The sequence below is a fragment of the Rhizobium sp. Leaf311 genome (genome assembly GCF_001423445.1).
GTDB lineage: Bacteria > Pseudomonadota > Alphaproteobacteria > Rhizobiales > Rhizobiaceae > Agrobacterium.
In genome coordinates this window covers 100,816-122,356 of record NZ_LMNZ01000022.1, presented here as the reverse complement: position 1 = coordinate 122,356, position 21,541 = coordinate 100,816, and the positions used below count along the sequence as shown (strand labels likewise).

General features: G+C 57.9%; 14 protein-coding genes. 11 read left to right on the top strand and 3 right to left on the bottom strand.

Features of this window, described 5'->3' with window-relative positions; all coding sequences use genetic code 11:
• Positions 1-174: 174 nt before the first annotated feature.
• The 7 genes from ASF69_RS21180 to ASF69_RS21150 all read left to right on the top strand — a co-directional run bounded on the left by ASF69_RS21180 (position 175) and on the right by ASF69_RS21150 (position 9,857).
• Positions 175-2,067 carry an ABC transporter ATP-binding protein gene (locus ASF69_RS21180; protein WP_062590371.1) on the top strand — a complete coding sequence of 631 codons (1,893 nt, stop codon included), beginning with the start codon at positions 175-177 and terminating at the stop codon, positions 2,065-2,067.
• The gene (locus ASF69_RS21175; protein ID WP_062590369.1) at positions 2,064-3,965 is read left to right on the top strand and encodes an ABC transporter substrate-binding protein; all 1,902 of its coding nucleotides are present in this window, start codon (positions 2,064-2,066) and stop codon (positions 3,963-3,965) included. Before ASF69_RS21180 ends, ASF69_RS21175 begins: the two co-directional genes overlap by 4 nt.
• 1 nt (position 3,966) lies before the next feature.
• Positions 3,967-4,965 (top strand): ABC transporter permease, encoded by a 999-nt coding sequence (locus tag ASF69_RS21170; RefSeq protein WP_062590367.1) that lies wholly within the window; start codon positions 3,967-3,969, stop codon positions 4,963-4,965.
• The gene (locus ASF69_RS21165) at positions 4,962-6,137 is read left to right on the top strand and encodes an ABC transporter permease (protein ID WP_062590365.1); all 1,176 of its coding nucleotides are present in this window, start codon (positions 4,962-4,964) and stop codon (positions 6,135-6,137) included. The genes ASF69_RS21170 and ASF69_RS21165 overlap by 4 nt, the downstream gene beginning before the upstream one ends.
• Before the next feature lie 70 nt (positions 6,138-6,207).
• Positions 6,208-7,416 carry a glycosyltransferase family protein gene (locus ASF69_RS21160; protein ID WP_062590458.1) on the top strand — a complete coding sequence of 403 codons (1,209 nt, stop codon included), beginning with the start codon at positions 6,208-6,210 and terminating at the stop codon, positions 7,414-7,416.
• Positions 7,417-7,440: 24 nt separating this feature from the next.
• A complete protein-coding gene (locus ASF69_RS21155) occupies positions 7,441-8,688 on the top strand; it encodes a glycosyltransferase (RefSeq protein ID WP_062590360.1) in 1,248 nt (415 codons plus the stop codon).
• Entirely contained in the window at positions 8,688-9,857 is a 1,170-nt protein-coding gene (locus tag ASF69_RS21150) for a glycosyltransferase (RefSeq protein WP_244475544.1), read from the top strand. Before ASF69_RS21155 ends, ASF69_RS21150 begins: the two co-directional genes overlap by 1 nt.
• Here ASF69_RS21150 and ASF69_RS21145 read toward each other — a convergent pair.
• Both ASF69_RS21145 and ASF69_RS21140 read right to left on the bottom strand, forming a co-directional pair.
• Positions 9,847-11,055 carry an FAD-dependent oxidoreductase gene (locus ASF69_RS21145; RefSeq protein WP_062590356.1) on the bottom strand — a complete coding sequence of 403 codons (1,209 nt, stop codon included), beginning with the start codon at positions 11,053-11,055 and terminating at the stop codon, positions 9,847-9,849. The two genes, ASF69_RS21150 and ASF69_RS21145, sit on opposite strands and share 11 nt — an antisense overlap.
• 26 nt (positions 11,056-11,081) lie before the next feature.
• On the bottom strand, positions 11,082-11,774 hold the full coding sequence (locus ASF69_RS21140; protein ID WP_062590354.1) for a phosphatase PAP2 family protein: 693 nt from the start codon (positions 11,772-11,774) through the stop codon (positions 11,082-11,084).
• A 116-nt stretch (positions 11,775-11,890) separates the two neighbouring features.
• On the opposite strand from ASF69_RS21140, the gene dxr reads away from it, so the two are divergent.
• On the top strand, positions 11,891-13,105 hold the full coding sequence (gene dxr, locus ASF69_RS21135; RefSeq protein ID WP_244475543.1) for a 1-deoxy-D-xylulose-5-phosphate reductoisomerase: 1,215 nt from the start codon (positions 11,891-11,893) through the stop codon (positions 13,103-13,105).
• A gap of 33 nt (positions 13,106-13,138) precedes the next feature.
• Here the strand turns inward: dxr and hemA are convergent, their stop codons facing one another.
• Positions 13,139-14,356: a 5-aminolevulinate synthase gene (hemA, locus tag ASF69_RS21130; protein WP_062590353.1), complete on the bottom strand. Its 1,218-nt coding sequence runs from the start codon at positions 14,354-14,356 to the stop codon at positions 13,139-13,141.
• A 374-nt stretch (positions 14,357-14,730) separates the two neighbouring features.
• Between hemA and ASF69_RS21125 the strand changes: the two genes are divergently transcribed.
• From ASF69_RS21125 to ASF69_RS21115, 3 genes are all read left to right on the top strand, one after another.
• Positions 14,731-14,982: a YMGG-like glycine zipper-containing protein gene (locus tag ASF69_RS21125; protein ID WP_045230832.1), complete on the top strand. Its 252-nt coding sequence runs from the start codon at positions 14,731-14,733 to the stop codon at positions 14,980-14,982.
• 166 nt (positions 14,983-15,148) lie between these two features.
• Positions 15,149-17,074: an autotransporter assembly complex family protein gene (locus tag ASF69_RS21120; protein WP_062590351.1), complete on the top strand. Its 1,926-nt coding sequence runs from the start codon at positions 15,149-15,151 to the stop codon at positions 17,072-17,074.
• A gap of 43 nt (positions 17,075-17,117) precedes the next feature.
• Positions 17,118-21,278, top strand: coding sequence for a translocation/assembly module TamB domain-containing protein (locus ASF69_RS21115; RefSeq protein WP_062590349.1), 4,161 nt, complete (start codon positions 17,118-17,120; stop codon positions 21,276-21,278).
• Positions 21,279-21,541 lie beyond the last annotated feature (263 nt).

Below are 21,541 nucleotides of genomic sequence, written 5' to 3'. Positions count from 1 at the left end.
CTCGGACACATCTTCGAAATACATGTTTTCTATTATGTGAGCGATATTCGGAACATCCTTAAATTTTCGATGTTTCAGGAGCATAGACAGAACTAGGGGGCTGCGATAACGTGATTTCAATGGCCCAAAACAATTGCTCCAGGCAAGATAAGAAACGGTGAGGACACCCTTGGCATGAGTTTAGGCGCCGATTTGCTTCGCATTGAAGATCTTCAGGTTTCCTTTTCCTTGATGGGCGGCAAAATTGACGCCGTCAGAAATACAAGTCTTCGTATTCTGCCCGGCAAGGTCACCGCGCTGGTGGGAGAATCCGGCTCAGGAAAATCGGTCATCGGCCAGACCATCATGGGTATCCAGCCACGCACCGCCAGGGTCAGTGGCCGCGTGCTGTTCTCCGATCCTGCACGCCCGGAAACGGGTGCGGTCGATCTTTTAAGCCTCGATCCCGATGGCAAGCCCATGCGAGCCATCCGTGGCAACCGCGTCGGGCTTATCTTCCAGGAGCCGATGACGTCGTTTTCGCCGCTCCACACGATCGCTAACCAGATCGATGAAGCTTTGAGAATTCAGTCGGTGCTGACACCTAGGGAAAGACAGGCCAAGCTTGAGGAGACGCTGGACCTCGTCGGTTTTCCCAATCCAAAAAAAATCTGCAACATGTACCCTTTCGAGCTGTCTGGCGGGATGCGCCAGCGCGCCATGATTGCCATGGCGCTGATCTGTCGCCCGGCCCTGCTGATCGCAGACGAGCCGACGACGGCACTCGACGTGACGATCCAGGCGCAGATTCTCAAGCTGCTTCGCGACCTGCAGAACAAGCTGAACATGAGCATGTTGCTCATCACCCACGATCTGGGTGTGGTCGCCAACATTGCCGATGAAGTTGCTGTTATCTACCAGGGCGAAATCATGGAGTCCGGAACGGTGGACGACATCTTCCGCGCACCCTCCCACCCCTATCTGAAGGGTCTTATGGCCGCCGTTCCGCATTTCGACATGAAACCGGGCGAAAGGCTGAAGGCGCTTCGCGATGTCGTCATCGACAAGGAAAGCCTGATCGGCAAGTCATCCGCCAATGTCGACAAGGCGGACGGCGTGCTGTTGACCGTCAACAATGTCAGCAAGACATTCACGACCCGCAAATCGAGCTGGTTCACCTCTGGAAAATCCCTGGAAACCAAGGCCGTCGATGGCGTGAGCTTTGAAATTCGGCGCGGCGAATGTCTGGGTCTCGTCGGTGAGAGCGGCAGCGGCAAGACCACGGTCAGCAAGATCCTGATGCGCGCGGTGCGACCGGACGAGGGCTCCATAACATTCCATAGCCGCACCGGCGATATCGACGTTCTCGACGCAAAGGATGGCGACCTGCGGGAACTGCGCACGAAGATTCAGATGGTTTTTCAGGACCCCATATCGTCGCTGTCACCACGCATGACCGTCAGCAACATCCTGAGCGAGCCGCTCGAAATTCATGGTCGAGGCGATGCTGCCTATCGATCCGAAAAGGTTCGCAACCTCCTGAAAGCAATCGGGCTTGGCGACAGCGCGCTCAATCGTTACCCGCATAGTTTTTCCGGCGGCCAGCGGCAGCGCATCGGCATTGCAAGGGCGCTGACGCTTGGGCCGGAACTGCTGATCTGCGACGAGCCGGTTTCGGCCCTCGACGTATCGGTTCAGGCGCAGATTTTGAACCTCCTGAAGGATTTGCAGAAAGACCTCGGGCTGACCTACCTGTTCATTTCTCACAATCTGGCTGTTGTCGATTACATGGCCGACCGGGTTGCCGTGATGTGCGAAGGCAGGATCGTGGAACTGGCGCCGAGGGAAGCCTTGATGCGCAACCCCGTCCACCCCTACACCAAATCCCTGCTGGCTGCCGTTCCTTTCCCGGATCTCGACAGGCCGCTCGATTTCAGCACCATCGGCAAGATCAGCGCGACCGGCAAATTCGACTGGGGCAAGCAGTTTCGCGCCAATGACAATGATACTCTCGTAACCGCAGACCTCGGCGACGGGCATCTCGTGCTGGCCAATGGAAATGTCGATGTGTCGGAGCTGCGCTCGTGATTACCCGTAGAACAACTCTTGCCCTTCTGGCCTCTGTCTTCGCGCCCTGGAAAGCAAACGCTGCCTACATCGATTCCGATTTCTTCAAGGACAAGCGTGACAAGGGCGAGCTTCCGCCGGTTGAGCAGCGGTTGCCCAAAAATCCTCGGGTCATAAATCTCGCAGATCATGGCCGCCAGCCGGGTCGCCATGGCGGCTCCGTCCGTATGCTGATTGGCGGTCAGCGTGACATACGCCTCATGCCCATCAACAGCTATGCGCGCCTTGTCGGTTATGACGAGAACTTCAACTTCCAGCCGGATATTCTGGAAGGCTACACGATCGATGAAGAGCGCATATTCACGCTGAAACTGCGTGATGGACACAAATGGTCTGACGGCAGCGATTTTACCTCGGAAGACTTCCGCTATTTCTGGGAGGACGTGGCGCTCAACCTGGAAATCCACAAGGGTGGTCCACCCATCGAGTTGCTGGTCTACGACAAGCCGCCCAAGGTGGAGGTCATCGACCGCCTGACCATTCGCTACACGTGGGAAGGTCCCAATCCCGATTTTCTGGCAAAGCTCGCGGGCGCATCTCCTGCACGCATCTTCCTGCCATCGGCCTACATGAAGCAGTTCCACATCAAATATCAGACGCCGGAAAATCTTGCCAAATTGGCGAAGAAGAACAAGGCGGATGACTGGAGCAGCCTGCATATCAAGATGTCGCGGCAGCTTCGGCCTGAAAACCCTGACCTTCCGACGCTTGACGCCTGGCGCAACATCACCCCGCCGCCTGCCGAGCAGTTCATTTTCGAACGCAACCCGTATTATCACCGGGTCGATGAAAACGGCCTGCAGCTGCCCTATCTCGATCGCTTCCTGCTGAATGTCACCTCATCGGAAATCATTGCCGCAAAAACTGCGTCCGGCGACAGCGATCTGCAGTTCATGGGGCTGGATTTCAACGACTATACCTACCTCAAGGAGGCGGAAGATCGCTTTCCGCTGAAGGTCAATCTGTGGACACGCAGCCAGGGATCGCGCGTCTGTCTTCTGCCCAACCTCAATTGCGGCGACGACGTCTGGCGCAACCTGTTCCGCGATGTGCGGATGCGACGGGCTCTTTCTGTCGGCATCGACAGGCACGAGATCAACATGGTCTGCTTCTATGGCCTCGCCAAGGAAAGTGCCGACACGGTCTTGCCTGAGAGCTCGCTGTTCCGCCCGGAATTTGCCAGGGCCTGGTCGGACTTCAATCCGAAAATGGCGAATGCGCTGCTGGATGAACTTGGCCTGACCAAGCGCAATGACAGGGGCATCCGGCTGCTGCCCGATGGGCGGGCGGCGCATATCATCGTCGAAACCGCCGGTGAAAGCACGCTTGAAACGGACGTGCTTGAACTCGTGACCGACCATTGGCGTCAGCTCGGCATATCGCTTTCCAGCCGTCCGACCCAGCGCGACGTGTTCAGAAAGCGGGCCATGGGTGGCGAGGTGATGATGTCGGTGTGGTTCGGCATGGACAATGCCGTGCCGACGCCCGACATGCTGCCCGCGGGACTCGCTCCGACCGGAGATGACCAGCTGCAATGGCCCGTCTGGGGCGTGCACTACCTGTCTGGCGGGCGCGAGGGTGTCGAGCCTGACCTGCCTGAGGCCGCGCATCTCCTGGCCCTTCTCAAACAATGGCGGCGAAGCGTGAAGGAAGAAGACCGTCGCAATATCTGGCTCGAGATGCTCAGCATCTATTCCCAGCAGGTCTTTTCCATCGGCATCGTCAACAGCGCCCTGCAACCGATCGTCCACGCGGCGAAAATGCGGAATGTTCCGGAAAAGGGCCTCTACGGTTTTGAGCCCACATCCTATCTCGGTGTCTATATGCCAGACGCGTTCTGGTACGACGGAGACGCATGACATGCTTAGATACGTCGTAGGGCGCCTGCTGGTCATGATCCCCACTCTCATTTTGATTTCGATGCTGGTCTTCACCATCATCGAATTGCCGCCGGGGGATTATTTCGAAAGCTATGTTTCGGAAATGCGGGCCATGGGCGAATCCGCCAACATGGCGGAGATCGAGGAGCTGCGCGTTCGCTACGGCTTCGATCAGCCCGCACCGATCCGCTATTTCCGATGGGTGACGGGAATGCTGGTGGGAGATTTCGGCTATTCCTTCGAATATCAGCTGCCCGTCAACGAAGTCGTCGGTGATCGCTTGTGGCTGACGATGCTCGTATCCTTCGTCACCATCTTCGTGACCTGGATTCTCGCCTTCCCTATCGGCATCTATTCCGCCACCCACAAATACAGCTGGGGTGACTATGGCCTCACCTTCCTGGGATTGCTCGGCATCGCCATCCCCAACTTCATGCTTGCGCTCATTTTGATGTACTTTGCCAATATCTGGTTCGGAACCTCCATCGGGCACCTGATGGACCGGGAATATCTGAACCAGGCCATGAGCTGGGCGAAGTTCAAATCCATTCTGGAGCATCTGTGGATACCCGTCCTCATCATCGGCACGGCCGGAACCGCCGGCATGATCCGTCGCCTGCGGGCAAACCTGCTGGACGAATTGCAGAAGCAATATGTCGTCACGGCCCGCGCCAAGGGTCTGCACCCCTTCAAGGTGCTGACCAAATACCCGCTGCGCATGGCGCTGAACTTCTTCATATCGGACATCGGCTCCATTCTGCCCGCGATCATCTCCGGTGCCGAAATCACCGCTGTCGTTCTGTCACTGGAAACGACCGGTCCAATGCTGATCCGTGCCCTGCAAAGTCAGGACATGTATCTGGCCGGCTCCTTCCTGATGTTTCTGGCGTTCCTGACGGTGATCGGCGTATTGGTCTCCGATATCGCACTCGCCATTCTGGACCCTCGTATCCGCTTTGGGGGTGGTAACGTAAAATGACCTCCACCATTCCCAAGCCCGGCGAGCCGCTACCCCACTATGTATCGACGGCCCCGTTCGATCCCAACCTTATCGAGCCAACGACTTCGGGGGCGGCAGCCTTCAACAAGGCATCGCAGTTCAGGCTGATGTGGTGGCAGTTTCGCCAGCACAAGGTCGCGCTATATTCCGGCATTTTCCTGCTGGTCGTCTATCTGTCCATCCTGATCTGCGAATTTCTGGCGCCCTATAATCTGCATACCCGCAACGTCGAAAACATCTACGCACCGCCTCAGGCCGTTCATCTGTTCCATGACGGACAGTTCGTCGGGCCTTTCGTCTATGGGCGAAAAATGAGTCTCGACATGGAAAATCTGCGGCGCGTCTATAGCGACGTGCCGACGGACGTCCAGAAACTGCGCTTCTTCTGCCGTGGCGATGATTATCGTTTCTGGGGCCTGTTCGACAGCAACGTCCATCTGGTCTGCCCGGCGGAGGGTGGACAAATGTACCTGCTCGGCACCGACCGGCTTGGGCGGGATGTGCTTTCGCGTATCATCTATGGCGCACGCATTTCCTTGACGATCGGGCTATTCGGCGTCGCCATGAGCTTTGTTCTGGGCATTGTCATCGGCGGTCTGGCGGGCTATCGCGGTGGCGTGTTCGATCTGATCGTCCAGCGCATCATCGAGGTTCTCCAGTCTATCCCGAGCATTCCCCTTTGGCTTGCGCTCGCAGCCATCATGCCGGTGACCTGGAGCCCTATCCTCGTCTACCTCGGTATTACGCTCATCCTCGGGCTTCTGGACTGGACGGGACTGGCGCGCGCGGTGCGTTCGAAACTTCTGGCTCTGCGTGAAGAGGATTATGTTCTTGCTGCCCAGTTGATGGGAGCAAGCACACCGCGTATCATCGGGCGACATCTTATCCCCGGCTTCATGTCGCATCTGATTGCGTCGGCGACACTGACCATACCGGGCATGATTCTTGGTGAGACGGCACTCAGCTTCCTCGGCCTTGGATTGCGCCCCCCCATCACAAGTTGGGGCATTCTGCTCACAGAAGCGCGAAGCGTGAGCGTGATTGCCCTTTATCCCTGGCTTCTTTTGCCGACCATCCCGGTGGTGCTCGTCATCCTGGCCTTTAATTTCTTTGGCGACGGACTACGTGATGCGGCAGATCCTTTCAAATAACGACGGACCTTCCAGTGATATATCGACCCCCTATGACGCATTATTCGAAGCTGGACCCGAGGTGCCAAGCGTGAGCGCCCGTCTGAACGACGTCCGCATCCTGATGTACAGCCACGATTCCTTCGGTCTGGGGCACTTGCGTCGCTGTCGGACGATTGCCCACGCCCTTGTCGAGGATTACCGCGGGCTCAATGTTCTGATCATCTCCGGCGCCACTATCGCCGGTGCATTCGACTACCGTGCCCGGGTGGATTTCGTCAAAATCCCCAGCGTCATCAAGCTCAGAAATGGCGAATATACCTCGCTCGACCGGCATATCGATCTTCAGGAAACGCTGAAGATGCGCCGCTCGATCATCTACCACACCGCCGAAAGCTTCCAGCCGGACATCTTCATCGTGGACAAGGAACCCATGGGCCTGCGCGGTGAGGTGGAGGAAACGCTGGCCTACCTCCAACAAAAGGGCACCAAGCTGGTTATCGGCCTGCGTGACGTGATGGACGCGCCGAATTTGCTGGAGGCCGAGTGGAAGCGAAACGATATTCTGCGCAAGATCGAACATTACTACGATCACGTCTGGGTCTACGGTCCGCCGGATTTTCATGATCCGCTTCTCGGCCTCGACGTGCCATCCGCGGTGCGCGAGAAAATGGACTTCGTCGGCTTCCTGCAACGCTCCAAGACGCAGTCTGAAAGCACGTCTTATCGCGCCGAAGGTGACTACATTCTGGTGACCACCGGTGGTGGCGGGGATGGCAGCGAACTGATCGACAATGTCATCAATGCCTACAAGGCCGCTCCCGAGCTGACGCAAAAGACGCTGATCGTTCTCGGTCCCTACATGCCGGGCGAACAGCGCCAGCGCTTCATGCAGAACACGTCCGGCATTCCGCATATCGAGATCATCGAATTCGATAACCGGATGGAGGATATCGTCGCTGGAGCGAAAGCAGTCGTTTCGATGGGCGGATACAACACGGTTTGCGAAATCCTTTCCTTTGACAAGCCAGCTCTTATCGTGCCGCGCATCGTTCCGCGCGAGGAACAGTTGATCCGCGCAACACGAGCCTCCGAGCTCGGCCTCTTCGACATGCTGCTGCCGGAAGATGCGGAAGACCCGCATAAGATGGCGAAGGCACTCAAAGCCCTGCTCACCCGGGCTCCACCTTCCGCCAATGGCAAGGGTATCGAGCTTGACGGGCTGGAAAATATTTCAAAACGCATTGCCGAATGGCTTCAGCCGCAGGATGCCGTCAAGGTCATCCCCGCCAGCGGCTAATATTTAAAAAGAGACACGGACATCGTGACCATCAGACATAAGATCGTGGTTCTTCTGAAGGGGTATCCGCGTCTGTCGGAAACTTTCATCGCACAGGAACTTCTGGGGCTGGAAAAGGCCGGGCTGGAACTGGAACTCGTTTCCATGAGGCGGCCGACGGACAAGAAGCGCCACCCCGTGCACGACGAGATACAGGCAGGTGTCACCTATCTGCCGGAATATCTGCATGAAGAACCCTTGCGCGTTCTCAAAGCCTTGTGGGCCTGCCGGAAGAAGCCCGGTTTCGCCAAGGCGCTGAAGCTTCTGGCGCACGATCTGCGCCATGACTTTACCCGCAATCGCTTCCGCCGCTTCGGTCAGGCCGCCGTGCTTGCCCATGAGTGGCCGAAAGACGCTGGCTGGCTGCATGTGCATTTCATCCACACACCGGCATCGGTTGCAGCCTATACGCATGTCATCAGCGGCATTCCCTGGACGATTTCGGCCCACGCCAAGGACATCTGGACTTCAAGCGACAGGGACCTTTCCGCCAAGCTGGATAGCGCCCGCTGGGCGGTAACCTGCACGGCGAGCGGGTTTCGACACCTGCAAAATCTCTCGCGTGACAAGGGCAAGGTCCACCTTAGCTATCACGGCCTTGATCTGACGCGCTTTCCGCATTTCGAAGGTCCGAGAGCACCACGCGACGGCTCGGATCCGAATGATCCTGTCCGAATCCTCAGCGTCGGACGCGCCGTCAAGAAAAAGGGCATCGACATTCTCCTTCGCGCCCTGGCGGCCCTGCCCTCATCGCTGTCATGGCAATTCACCCACATCGGCGGCGGTGACGAACTGCAAGGACTGAAGGCTCTTGCTGCCGAACTTGGCATTTCCGACCGTATCACGTGGACGGGAGCCATGGACCAGAAGCAGGTGCTGGAACATTACCGGCAGGCCGATCTCTTTGCACTGGCCTGCCGCATTACCAGCGATGGCGACCGCGATGGGTTGCCAAACGTTCTGGTGGAGGCGGCAAGCCAGAATCTCGCCTGTGTATCGACAAATATTTCCGGTATCCCGGAATTTTTCATCGATGGAGAAAACGGCGTTCTGACGGAGCCGGAAGACGCGACAGCATTCTCCGATGCCCTGCGCAGCGTGATCGTTGACCCCGAAAAACGCGCAAGACTTGGCGCAGCGGCAGAAAACCGCGTGCGCAGTTCATTCGATCATCGCAATTCCATTACAGAATTGAAGGCATTGTTCGAACAGGAATGGGAGGCAAAGCTGTGATCGCCAAGAAATCAGCGCCGCGCGTTTTCTTCTATGTGCAACACCTGCTCGGCATCGGCCACATTGCCCGTGCCAGCCGGATTGCCCGTGCACTGGTTGCCGACGGTTTCGACGTGACCCTGGTAACGGGTGGAACCCCGGTACCGGGATTTCCCGGCGAGGGCATCCGCCATATCGAACTGCCGCCCATTGCTGTCAGCGACGGCAACTTTGCCGGTCTGGTGGATGCAACGGGCAAGCCGGTCGACGATGCCTTCAAGGATGATCGCACGAGCATGTTGCTCGGTGCCTATCACGGCGCACGGCCAGACATCGTCATTATCGAGGCGTTTCCTTTCGGTCGCAGGCAAGTACGCTTTGAGCTCATGCCGCTGCTGAGCGCCATCGATCACAGTCTGGAGCGTCCGCTGGTCATGACCTCGCTGCGCGACATCCTGCAGGAGCGCGCCAAGCCGGGGCGCGACGAGGAAACCATCGCTCTCGTCAAAAAGCATTTCGATACGGTGCTTGTGCATGGCGACCCGGATTTCGTGCGGCTGGAAGATACGTTTCCGCTCGCCCACCAGATCAGCCAGCGGATCGTCTATACCGGCCTTGTTGCACCTGCCAGAGCGGAGGCTGCCCGGGACCGTTTCGATGTGGTGGTATCAGCAGGCGGTGGAGCGGTCGGCGCAAAGCTTATCAGCGCGGCACTGGATGCGGCTCCCGCCATCGACCGCGTGAAGAGCTGGTGCCTGATCACCGGGCCGAACATGCCGCAGGCGGATGTGGATGCCATTTCCGCACGAGCAGGCAACGGAATAGAGGTTTTCCGGTTCCGGAAGGACTTCGCCAACCTATTGTCAGGAGCCCGTCTTTCCATATCGCAAGCCGGCTACAACACGGTTTGCGACATACTGCAGGCCAAATGCCGCTCTCTGCTCATTCCCTTCGCGGCCAGCGGAGAGACGGAACAGGGCGCACGCGCCAGCCGCCTTGCAAAACTGGGTCTTGCCCAGGTTCTTGAAGAGGATGCCATATCTCCGCAATCCATGGCTGACGCCATCAATGCGGCACTAGACCTGCCTGAACCCGACCATATCGACCTCGATCTGGATGGAGCCGCGGGCACGGCGCGGATATTGCGCCAACTCTACGACGAGCGCGAACATGACAGGCTCAGTGTCTGAGCTTCTCGCGTCGGAAGCCGAGCCCTATCAACCTGCCTGCCAGATGCGCCAGAAGTGGAAAGCGCATGATGGCCAGAACGAAAGCTGGCGGACCCTTCGCCTTTTTCGCATCGGCCTGATCTTTTCTGTTCTTGCTGCGCATCATCAATTGCAGCCGCTGCGTCGCCTTTGTCGGAAAAGTCCGGCGTTTCTCTATCGCAGCCAGATCGGCATCGGTGATGGCCCGGCCAGAGGTCAGAATGGGAACGAGCACGTTCGCGGTCGCCACCGCATCCTGAATGGCCAGATTGACACCCACGCCGCCGATGGGCGACATGGCGTGGGCCGAATCTCCGATGCAGATAACGCCCGGCTTCCACCATTGTGTGAGACGGTCGATCCGCACGGTCAGCAACTGGACATGGTTCCAGCTTTCCAACTCCAGAAGCCGTTCCTGCGGCAGCGGGCAGACCTGCGCGACCTGTTTGCGGAATGCATCCAGCCCCTTTGACCTGATCTCGGCGAAGACACCCTTGCGAACCACATAGCCACATTGCCAGTAGTCGCCGCGGTCGATGAGGACGAAGCCCTGTTGCGGGCCGGCATGTCCCATCGTTTCAACGGGATCCCCCGGCTGTTTTGACAGCCGCATCCACAGCACTTCCGTCGGCACGCCGAATCTCTGGATTTCCAGACCAGCCTTTTCCCGAATTGCGGAATTGCGCCCATCCGCTCCGACCACAAGGTCCGACTCGACAGTCAAAGGACCGTTTGCGGTTTCAAGGCGAAGGCCACGCACTCTTCCTCCATCTTCGACCAGATCGGTCACGGTCGCACCCATCAACAGTCGAAAATTCTCGTAGTGACCGGCCTTGCCCGCGATGAAATTCAGAAAATCCCATTGCGGCATGAAAGCGATGAAGCGATTTTTGACCGGCAGCCATGAAAAATCGGCAATCGTGATCTTTTGCTCACCAATCTGTGCATGGAGTTTTTTCGCCTTCGTGTGCGGAAGCGCCAGAAACTCCTTGATGAAGCCAAGCTGCTCGATGATTTCAAGCGTTGACGGATGAATGGTGTCGCCGCGGAAATCGCGAAGGAAATCGGCGTGTTTCTCGATCACGGTCACGTCGATGTTGAAGCGCGCAAGGAGAAGCCCGAGCATCATCCCCGCCGGCCCGCCACCGGCAATCGCCACGGTCGTTCTTATCGACTGCATGATCTGGATTCCACTTCGCCCAATGGCTAGCTCCGCCGAGACACGGCATGTTTCGGGTGAGGCCAGCCATTCTCATTGAAACTGAACAACCATCCCCCCCGCGCAAAGATGAAGGCAAAGGCAATCGCCGTCCAGGTGCCCAGCAAAAGTCCGGCAGCAACGTCGCTGGGATAATGCGCCCCGACAATGACGCGTGAGACACCGATGACCAGGGCAAGACCGATAAACAGAAAACGGAAGCGGGGAACAAGCATCAGAAAGGCGCCGAAAAAGGAGCCCGCTGCGGCTGAGTGTCCGGACGGAAAGCTCTCATAGAGATTGTCGCCGGTAAAGGGTGTGAGACTGTAGGCCCCCATCTCCATCAGAAGCTCCGGCCTTGCGCGTCCGATGAGGAATTTCAGCAGATGGACGAGCACACTTGCCGTACCGATTGTCGAGAAAAAATAGAAGAGCAGACGCCACGTCGTTCTTATACGCACACCGTAGGCGCGCGTCCCGAATGCACGGGCAGCCGTATAGGCGAGGATTGCCAGAAATCCTGTGGTGTAGAGCATCCAGCGGAACGTGCCGAAATCCGTTATTGCCTGGTTGAAGCCGACGACAGCAGCCGGAAGTGCCTGCGCCCGTTGCGAGATCAGCGGATCAAAAGGGATGAATGCCAGCACGAGAACGATAGTCGCAATAAAAATCCAACCACTTGAAACAAAAAAGCGCCGCATGTCATTCCTCAGCATCAGGGGTGAGACTATGCGGGCAGCAACCGCCAAACACAAGTGTGGGTTCCTCCTTGTTATGCCCGCCTTTGCCTTGTAGAGGCTTGAAAGACATTATCGATATGAACCGGATTGTTATGACGAACGCTCAAGGCCCGACTTCACCACACAGGCTGACCATTCTTGGTTCCACCGGCTCCATTGGCACGAATACGGTGGACGTCATCCGGCAGTTGGGCGGTCGTGACCGGTTCGAGGTGATGGCGTTGACCGGAGCGAGCAATATCGATCTTCTGGCGCAACAGGCCCGCGACCTCGGCGTCAAGCTTGCCGTTACTTCGCAGGAAGATAAATACGCTGCCTTGAAGGATGCTCTTGCTGGAACAGGCATTGCCGTTGCAAGCGGGCAAAGTGGCCTTGATGAAGCCGCCAGCATGGATGCAGACTGGGTGATGGCGGCCATTGCCGGAACGCCGGGGCTTGAGCCGACGCTTGCTGCGGCACGGCGTGGCGCCAATATTGCTCTGGCAAACAAGGAATGTCTCGTTTCCGCCGGAGACGTCTTTCTTCGCGCCGTTGCCGAAGGGGGCGGCCAACTTATTCCCGTCGACAGCGAACACAGCGCGATTTTTCAATGCCTCGAACCCCATAACAGAAAGGCCATCGAACGCATCGTGTTGACAGCGTCCGGAGGTCCGTTCCGTACCCATAGTCGCGAGCAAATGGCCGGGGTGACTGCCGACGTCGCGCGGGCGCATCCCAACTGGTCGATGGGCCTCAAAGTATCCATCGGCAGTGCCTCCATGTTCAACAAGGCGCTGGAAATGATCGAGGCAAAATATCTGTTCGATCTTTCGCCCGACCAGATCGAGGTTATCGTTCATCCACAATCGATCATCCATTCCATGGTGGCCTACACGGATGGCTCAGTCATCGCGCAACTCGGCTGCCCGGACATGCGCACGGCCATCGCTTATGCCCTGACCTACCCCGCGCGCGGCGACATCGAGGTGGAGCGTCTGGACTTTGCGAGGTTGGCGAGGCTGGATTTCGAAGCACCTGATGAGGTTCGCTTCCCTGCCCTCAGGCTTGCCAGAACCGCCTTGCAGCGTGGCGGTGCGCAGGGCGCGGTCCTCAATGCCGCCGATGAAGCCGCATACCACGCCTTCGTAGACGGGCAGATCGGCTTTCTGGATATGGCGGACATCGTGGAGACCGTGATGGACCGCATGAACGACGGAAGGACCGCCCAGACTATCGAGGATGTCCTTGCTGCCGATGCGCAGGCGCGGACTTATGCGCGGGAAACCATTCTCAATAAACAAAAGGCCGCATAACGCGGCCCTTCGTTTCGAAATTTCTCATTCTTATCAGGCAACAGCCCGCGCCAGAGCGCATCGCGACCACAACTGGTGAAGTGCTCCAACCAGCTGCTCCAGATCCGCATCGCTGTGAAGCGGTGTCGGGGTGATGCGCAGACGTTCCGTCTTGCGTGGCACCGTGGGATAATTGATCGGCTGCACATAAACGCCATGATCATCGAGCAGGATGTCGGAAATCCACTTGCACTTGGCCGCATCGCCGACCATGACGGGGACGATATGGCTTGGATTTGGCATGTGCGGAATGCCGCTCTTGTCGAGCATGGAACGAAGTGTGCGGACGCGCTCCTGATGCCGGGACCGCTCGAACGGACTTGCCTTCAGATGCTGGATGGACGCAACAGCACCGGCCGCCAGTGACGGTGGCAATGCCGTGGTAAAGATGAAGCCCGACGCAAAGGAGCGAATGAAATCGCAAAGCGCCTCTGACGCAGCGATATAGCCACCCATGACGCCGAATGCCTTGCCCAGCGTGCCCTCGATAATCGTCAGGCGATCCATCAAGCCTTCACGCTCAGCGATACCGCCACCGCGCGGGCCGTACATGCCAACGGCATGAACTTCATCGAGATAGGTCATTGCGCCGTACTTGTCGGCCAAGTCGCAGATTTCCTTGATCGGCGAAATGTCGCCATCCATCGAATAGACGGATTCGAAGGCAATCAGCTTCGGCGCCGAGGGATCGGCAGCCTTGAGCTTTGCTTCAAGATCTTCGAGATCATTGTGCTTCCAGATGACCTTTTCACAGCGGCCATAGCGGATGCCTTCAATCATCGAAGCGTGGTTGAGAGCGTCGGAGAAAATGATGAGGCCAGGAATCTTCTGTCCGAGCGTACCAAGCGTCGCCCAGTTGGAAATATAGCCGGAGGTGAAGATCAGCGCGGATTCCTTGCCGTGAAGATCGGCAAGCTCGCGTTCCAGCTGAACATGATAATGGTTGGTGCCAGAAATATTCCGGGTGCCTCCCGCACCCGCGCCACAGTGGTCGATTGCGGCCTTCATCGCCTCGATCACCTTGGGGTTCTGACCCATTCCGAGATAGTCGTTGGAGCACCAGACCGTGACGTCCTGCTTGTCGCCCTTTTCCGTGTAGCGGGTGGCGCGCGGAAAATTGCCCTGCTGCCGCTCCAGATCGGCGAATACGCGGTAGCGACCTTCCGAATGCAAGCCATCCAGCTCGGTCTTGAAGTATGCCTCAAAGTCCATTCCATGCTCCAGAAATCTTGTATTCGTTGTCGGCTCACCTCCCTGAACCGTCAACCCCCCTTGACGCCATTTAAGATAAACTGCGTCAATTCGCCTCCAATTTTGAACTATTCCAAAAACACATATAAGGGAATTGCCAAACCGCAAAATTGATTCACATCAATCAGCAATCAAATTGGAACTTTTTCTTTCTGATGCCGTTCAGTAGGGCACAATCGATTTGGGCCGGGAGCATAGCCTGACAAGGGGAGGCTTCCATAAACACATTCGACTTGTTAGATATCTGTTGCGGTCGGAGGTAGCAGTCGCCGCAGATAACCTATGGGACGCCTACCAAGAGCCATAGAGCTCGTATGTAACGTTGGAGAGAGTTCATGAAAAAGGCTATTATTTTCGCCGCAATCGGTTTGACGCTTGCAGGTTGCACGCAGACTGAAAAGGGCGCTTCGATCGGTGCCGTTTCCGGCGCTGTCATCGGTGGTGCAGTAACCGGCAACGTCCGTGGCGCAGCGGTTGGCGCAGCTATCGGCGGTGTGGGCGGCGCTCTGATCGGCAACGCTTCCGAGCCTGGCTATTGCTACTACCGCGACCAGTACGGTCAGCGTTACACAGCTCGTTGCCGCTAATACCTGAAAATTCTATCGAGGAAGCCCCGGTTCGCCGGGGCTTTTGCGTTTGTGGTGCGAAAATGCTTTTGCGGGTTACCAACCTGTCCATTTATGATTAAAATGTCATATTAACGGACGGGAAACCGGTAGGGCCGATAATAAATGCTCAACCATAAAGTAGCGTATGCCAGCAAGACGGACTGACCCAAAGAAGAGTATTGCGTTCTGGAAGGCAGGCACCGCACTGGCGGTCGCAGCATCCATATCGCTTTATCCGGGATTCGCGTCCCAGGCCTTCGCCTTCAAGATTTTCGGCATTACCATATTCGGATCGGACAAGGACGAAGAACAGGTCCTTGATCCCGTCAAATTCACCGTCACGCTGAATGCACCCGGCGCCGACAGCAAGCTGCAGCAAAGCCTGGAAAACAGCTCCCTTCTGTCATCCGAACCCGACAAGCCGGCCTCCGGCGACCTTGGCCTGTTGATCAGGGCGCGCGATGACCGTGAGAGGCTGATTGCCGCGCTCTATGAGAATGCGCGGTATGGCGGCACGGTAAAGGTTACCATCGAAGGGCGGGATATCGATTCCATCCCTCCAAATCCGGCGTTCAATCGCTCCGGGCCCGTTCCAGTCGTCTTCGAAGTGGTTCCAGGACCCGCCTTCACCCTTGGAAATGTGAGGCTGGAGGGTGATGTCGCAGGGCGGGACCTCGATCAGTACGGCCTTGTAACGGGTGGCGATGCAGGCTCCCTTGCCATCATCAAGGCAGGCAACAAGCTGATTGACGATCTGAAGGCCGAAGGCCGCCCGCTTGCTGAACTGACAAAAAGAGAAGCCGTCGCCAACCATGCCAACAGCACGGTCGATCTGACACTTGCGGCCAAGGGCGGGCCGGTTGCGCCGCTGGGCAATGTAACTGTCAAGGGCCAGCGCACCGTCGATCAGGCATTCATTGAGCGCTATTCGCGTCTGAATGGCGGCGAACCCTATTCGCCTGAGAAACTGCGGAAAGCCTCTGAACGATTGCGCAAGCTGGGGGTCTTTTCCAGCATCACCATCAAGGAAGCCAGCGCTCTTGCGCCCAATGGCACCATTCCGCTCACCATCGAGGTTTCGGAAGGCAAGCACCGGTATCTCGGCGTTGGCGCTCAATATTCGACCACCGAAGGTATCGGTCTTCACGGCTACTGGGGACATCGAAACCTCTTCGGACAAGCCGAATCGCTTCGGATAGAAGGCGCGGTTTCGCGACTGGGCGAGGCATCGAATGTCCAGGACATGGACTATTCCGCCGGGATCATTTTCACCAAGCCGGGCATCTTCAACCCGGAGACGACATTTACCGCCAGCCTCAAGGCCAAGACGGAACATCCGGATACCTATGACGCGAGATCCGTCACCGGCTATGGCGGTTTTTCCTATGAGTTCAATGACTATGATACGGCTTCAGCCGGGCTTGAGGTCGAGTTTACCGATACGGACGATGCGTTCGGCAACAACCAGTATCTCACGACATCCATCCCGCTGGAGTTCGTGCGCGACATGCGTGACGACAAGCTGAACCCGACCGACGGGTTTCGCGCTGCTGTTTCTGTAAAACCGAGTTACGAGGCGCTGAACGGCACGTTCTTCACCAGCTTCGAGGGATCTACCACCGGCTACAAGGGCCTCGGTGCCGATGATCAGGTGGTGTTGGCCGGCAAGATTGCCGGCGGCGTTCTTGTCGGTGTCAGCGAACTTGAAGACGTGCCTGCGACACGACGCTTTTATGCGGGCGGCGGCGGCTCGGTTCGCGGTTACAGCTATCAGGAAATCTCGCCTTACACCGATGGCGGCGAAGCAACAGGAGGCCGTTCCTATGTCGTGGCCTCGCTGGAGGCACGCTTCAAGGTCACGGAAACGATCGGATTGGTTCCCTTTGTCGATGCAGGCGTGGTATCATCCAAAATCACGCCGGATTTTTCCGATATTCGCGCAGGTGCAGGTATCGGACTTCGTTATGCAACGCCTTTCGGCCCTCTGCGTCTCGATGTGGCCATGCCGCTCGAAAAATATGACGGTGGCAGCAGCTTCGGCATATATGCCGGCATTGGACAGGCGTTCTGAAGAGCAATGCCGGGCGTAACCAGCAAAGTGTAGATTGATTTCGATGACAGCATTGATTCGTACCCTGACATGGATCGTCTACGCCGCCCTGGCAGGTGTGGCACTCGTGCTTGTAGCTGTCCTGTTTTTAGGCTTCACATCGACGGGCGCTCAATTTGCAGCAAGACAAATTGCCTCTCTCATCTCCACCCCGGACCAGGCGTTCGAAATCTCGGCCCCGTCGGGACTGCTGACAGGCGATCTGCGGGTTGCAAGCCTGACCGTATCCGACAGACAAGGCCCCTATGCCCGGCTGACCGGCATTGAAGTGGACTGGTCACCGCTTGCGCTCCTGAAAGGCACGTTCAAAGCAGAGCGCGTAACCGCCGCAAGCGTCGATATCGAGCGGGCTCCCCTGCCCCCCGTAGAGCCCGCCCCGCAAAGCACGGAAGATTTTTCTTTGCCGGTGGAAATCTCCATCGACGATCTTTCCCTGCCCGATATCAGGCTTGGTGAAAAACTGGCCGGACGGACGTTCGCTCTGGCCGCCAGAGGTCGTGGGAACGCGACAAGCAACGCAATTTCACTGTCGCTCACCGCCAACCGCAAGGATGACGCCAAGGCGCTTGTCGTTGCCGATATCGCATTTGCACCGAATGACAACATTCTGAAGCTGGATGCGTCACTCAACGAGCCACAGGGTGGCTTGCTGGCAAATCTTTTGCGCCTGCCGGGCGCACCTGCGGTCGCGCTCAACCTTCGCGGCGAAGGGGCCCTGTCAGACTGGACCGGTAAACTGAATGGCGCCGTGGCGGATACGCAGGTTCTAGACGTCACCGGTCGACACCAGCTTGCCGCCGATGGCACACGCCGTCTGGAACTGCATGGCGGCGGACAGCCGGACATGCTGTTGCCACCCTTTACCCGCCAGCTCTTTGCCGGCCAGACCAAACTCGATCTCGCCGCAACCATCTCGCCGGAAGGACGCATCGGCGTCGAAAGCGGGACACTGGAAACCGGCAAGCTGCTTCTGACAGCATCAGGCGCCATCGACCCGCAGGGTCAAAACGACCTTTCCGCCAATCTCATCGGCACGGATGGACCGATCAATCTTCGTTTGCCGCTGGAAGGCGGCGAGCTGAACGCCCTGATCGATGGCATGGATCTATCGCTCCGTGGCGGCGCTGATGCCGCCAAGCTCTCCTTGAGCGCCGCTCTCAGGCGGCTTGATTTGCCTCAGGGCCAATTCGAAGACGTCAAGCTTTCGGCCATGAGCGACGATCTCAACCTGGCCAGCCAGAGCGGCACGATCAGGACGTCGGTCAGCATCGCCCGGTCGACAATGACTGCACCGGACCTCCAGCGCGTCGTCAAGGCACCGCTGACACTGAACGCACCGCTGCGCATTTCGCCCCAGACGATTGCCTTTGAAGGTGCGACCCTGGAAAGCCCGAGCATTGGCGGCACAGGCAGCGGCACCTATGATATCGCCACCGGCACAGTTGCCACGAATCTCCGTCTTTTCGTCATGCCAGCCGTTCTTCCCCCTGATCTGGCAGCGAAATTCGATACCACCATTGCAGTGGACGGCTACGTCAATGCGACCGTGGGCAGGGCGACGCGCATCGAAAATCTGGTAATCAAATCCGGAACCCTGGAAGCCAATGGCGACCTCTCGCTTGAGAACGGCAATATCGTCGCAAAGCTCGGCGGACGACTGCCGGCGCTTGAAAAGCTGACGCCTCAGGCATCTGGCGCGGTCGGTTTTTCGTTGGAGGCCAATGGTCCGCTAACCGCCGCGGATTTCCAGATCAACCTCAATTCTGCAAAGGCGCTCTTGGCGGGGCGGGCTTTGGAAGCTCTGACGGTAACGGCAAACGGCAAGGCCGATCTGAATGCGCCGCAAGCCAAACTTCAGGCCAGCGGCACACTGGATGGCCAGGTCATCGATGCATCGGGCCAGCTGGTTCAGAGTGAAAACGGCACAGCAATACCGGAACTTGACATCAAGGTCGGTCGCAACGTTTTGAGAGGCGACCTTCAGTTCAGCCGCGAGTTTCTTCCCTCCGGTCAGCTGACGTTTGATTTCCCGGACCTGTCGTTGCTTGCTGCCCTTGCGGCGCAGCAGGCCAGTGGTGACGTAAAGGGCGATATTGCGCTGTCAAACTCCGGCGGAAAGATTGCCGCCACCATCCGCGCAACCGGCGGAACCATCGCGCAGGGCACCACAACGATTTCGAAACTGGCCGCCGATCTGAAGATCGATGATCTCACGGCTCTGGCTGCCAATGGAAATGTGCGCGCGGAAACCATCAATGCCGGTGCTGTTGCCATTTCAGGGCTGAACGTCAACGTCGATCATGCCGGAACGGCAACAACATTCGATCTCAATGGTCGTTACGACAACGCGCCTCTGACCCTCAAGGGAAGCGCAGATACCGGCGCAGGACCGATAGCGGTAACGGTGGATGCGCTGTCAGCGACCCCACGGGGTATTCCGGTCAAGCTTGTGCAGCCAACAACTGTTACCATCACCAATGGTACGGCTCGCATCAGCAATCTCTTCATCCAGACGGGAAATGGCCGCATTGAGGTCAACGGTACGGCAGGATCTGCGCTCGATCTCAAGGCGCAGATCAGAAGCCTGCCAGCCGACCTCGCAAATGCCTTTTCACCGGGGCTTGATGCGGCGGGAACTATTTCCGGCACTGTGGCCGCCACCGGCGCCTCGTCCGATCCTGCGGTGGATTACGATCTGACATGGTCTGACGCTGCCATCAGCCAGACACGGGCCGCTGGTCTGGGTGCCCTGGGCATAAAGGCAAATGGGCGTTTTGCAGGGGCAACCTTGCGTCTCGACACCACGGTCACAGGACAGGGTGGCCTCACGCTGTCCGGCGGAGGTACGCTGGGCGTCACCGGCAACAGGCCTTTGGCGATGGCGTTCAAGGGTACCCTGCCCTTCGGGGCTCTCGCAGCGCAAACGTCTGCGCAAGGGTTCGATGTTCAAGGTTCGGCAGCAATCGATGTCAAGATCGACGGCACCACCAGTGCGCCGGTCATTACCGGCGGCATAACGACGGACGGTACGCGCGTGACCGATGTCCGTCGCAACCTGACGATCAACAATCTGGGTGCCACGATTGGCTTTGACCGTGACAAGGCGACGATCTCGCGCCTGACAGGCCGTCTGGCAGGTGGGGGAACCATATCCGGCACGGGCTCGGTCGGAATGTCTGCCGCGTCGGGCTTTCCCGCCGATCTGACCATCACGCTTGATCGCGCGGCCTATAATGACGGAACGTTGTTCACCACGATCGCAAGCGGCACCTTGACCCTGAAGGGCCCGGTCCTGAATTCACCGGTGTTGGGCGGTACGATCACACTCGAAAAAAGCTCAATCACCATTCCAGAGCGTCTGCCCGCTTCGCTGTCACAGTTGAATGTCAAGCACAAGAACGCTCCGGCAGCGGTAAGAGCACAGGACCGCAAGCTCAAGGCAGACAAGGGCAGCGGGGGGAACTCGTCGCCCATCGCTCTCGATCTCCAGATCAATGCGCCAAGCGGCATATTCGTGCGCGGACGAGGCATCGACGCGGAGTTGACGGGTAGCCTGACGGTGCGGGGCACGGCAGCGGAGCCAGCCGTATCGGGCGGCTTTGAAATGCGCCGGGGCCGACTGGAAATCCTGACGCGCCGTCTGGACTTCACCACCGGCGACATCACCTTCGGCGGCGGTCTCGTACCCGTGCTCAACATGGCAGCCGAATCGACCGCCGGATCGACAACGGTAACGGTATCGGTTACCGGCAATGCCAATGATCCGGCATTCGCCTTTACCTCCTCCCCGGCATTGCCGCAGGACGAGGTGATGGCCCAGCTGATTTTCGGCCAATCCATGTCAAAACTGTCCGCACTCCAGATCGCGCGTCTGGCAGATGCGGCCGGTCAGCTCGCAGGCGGGCGCTCCACATCTCTTTTCGACAGCCTGCGCAGCAACCTCGGTATCGACGATCTCGATATTTCGACGGATTCGGAAGGTCAGGCGCGCGTTTCTGCCGGTAAATATCTGAATGACCGGACCTATCTGGAGCTTGAGCAGAGCGGCAGTTCAGGTGCAAAAGCGATCATCAATCTCGATGTCGGACGAGGCGTGAAACTGCGCGGCGAAGCCGGTGGTGATGGCGAAGGTGCTGCAGGCATCTTCTACGAAAAAGAGTACTGAAACCCGCAGCGTAAGCGGGTGAAGAACTCTCGATACAGAACCCACGCCCTTCAAGCGCTGGATTCGAGTGCCCAGCAAAACACGGCGACGTTGGAAGACACCACCGCAGCAATCCAAAGCCTTGCGCATCAAGTCGATTCTGAGAAATTTGTTAACGCAGTTTAGATTTAAGCAACAATCTGCTGTTACAACTATACGGATGAAGCCGGAACGCCATGCTCCGGTTGTTCTTACACCAGGCAGGAAGCCGAAGTCCGGATACG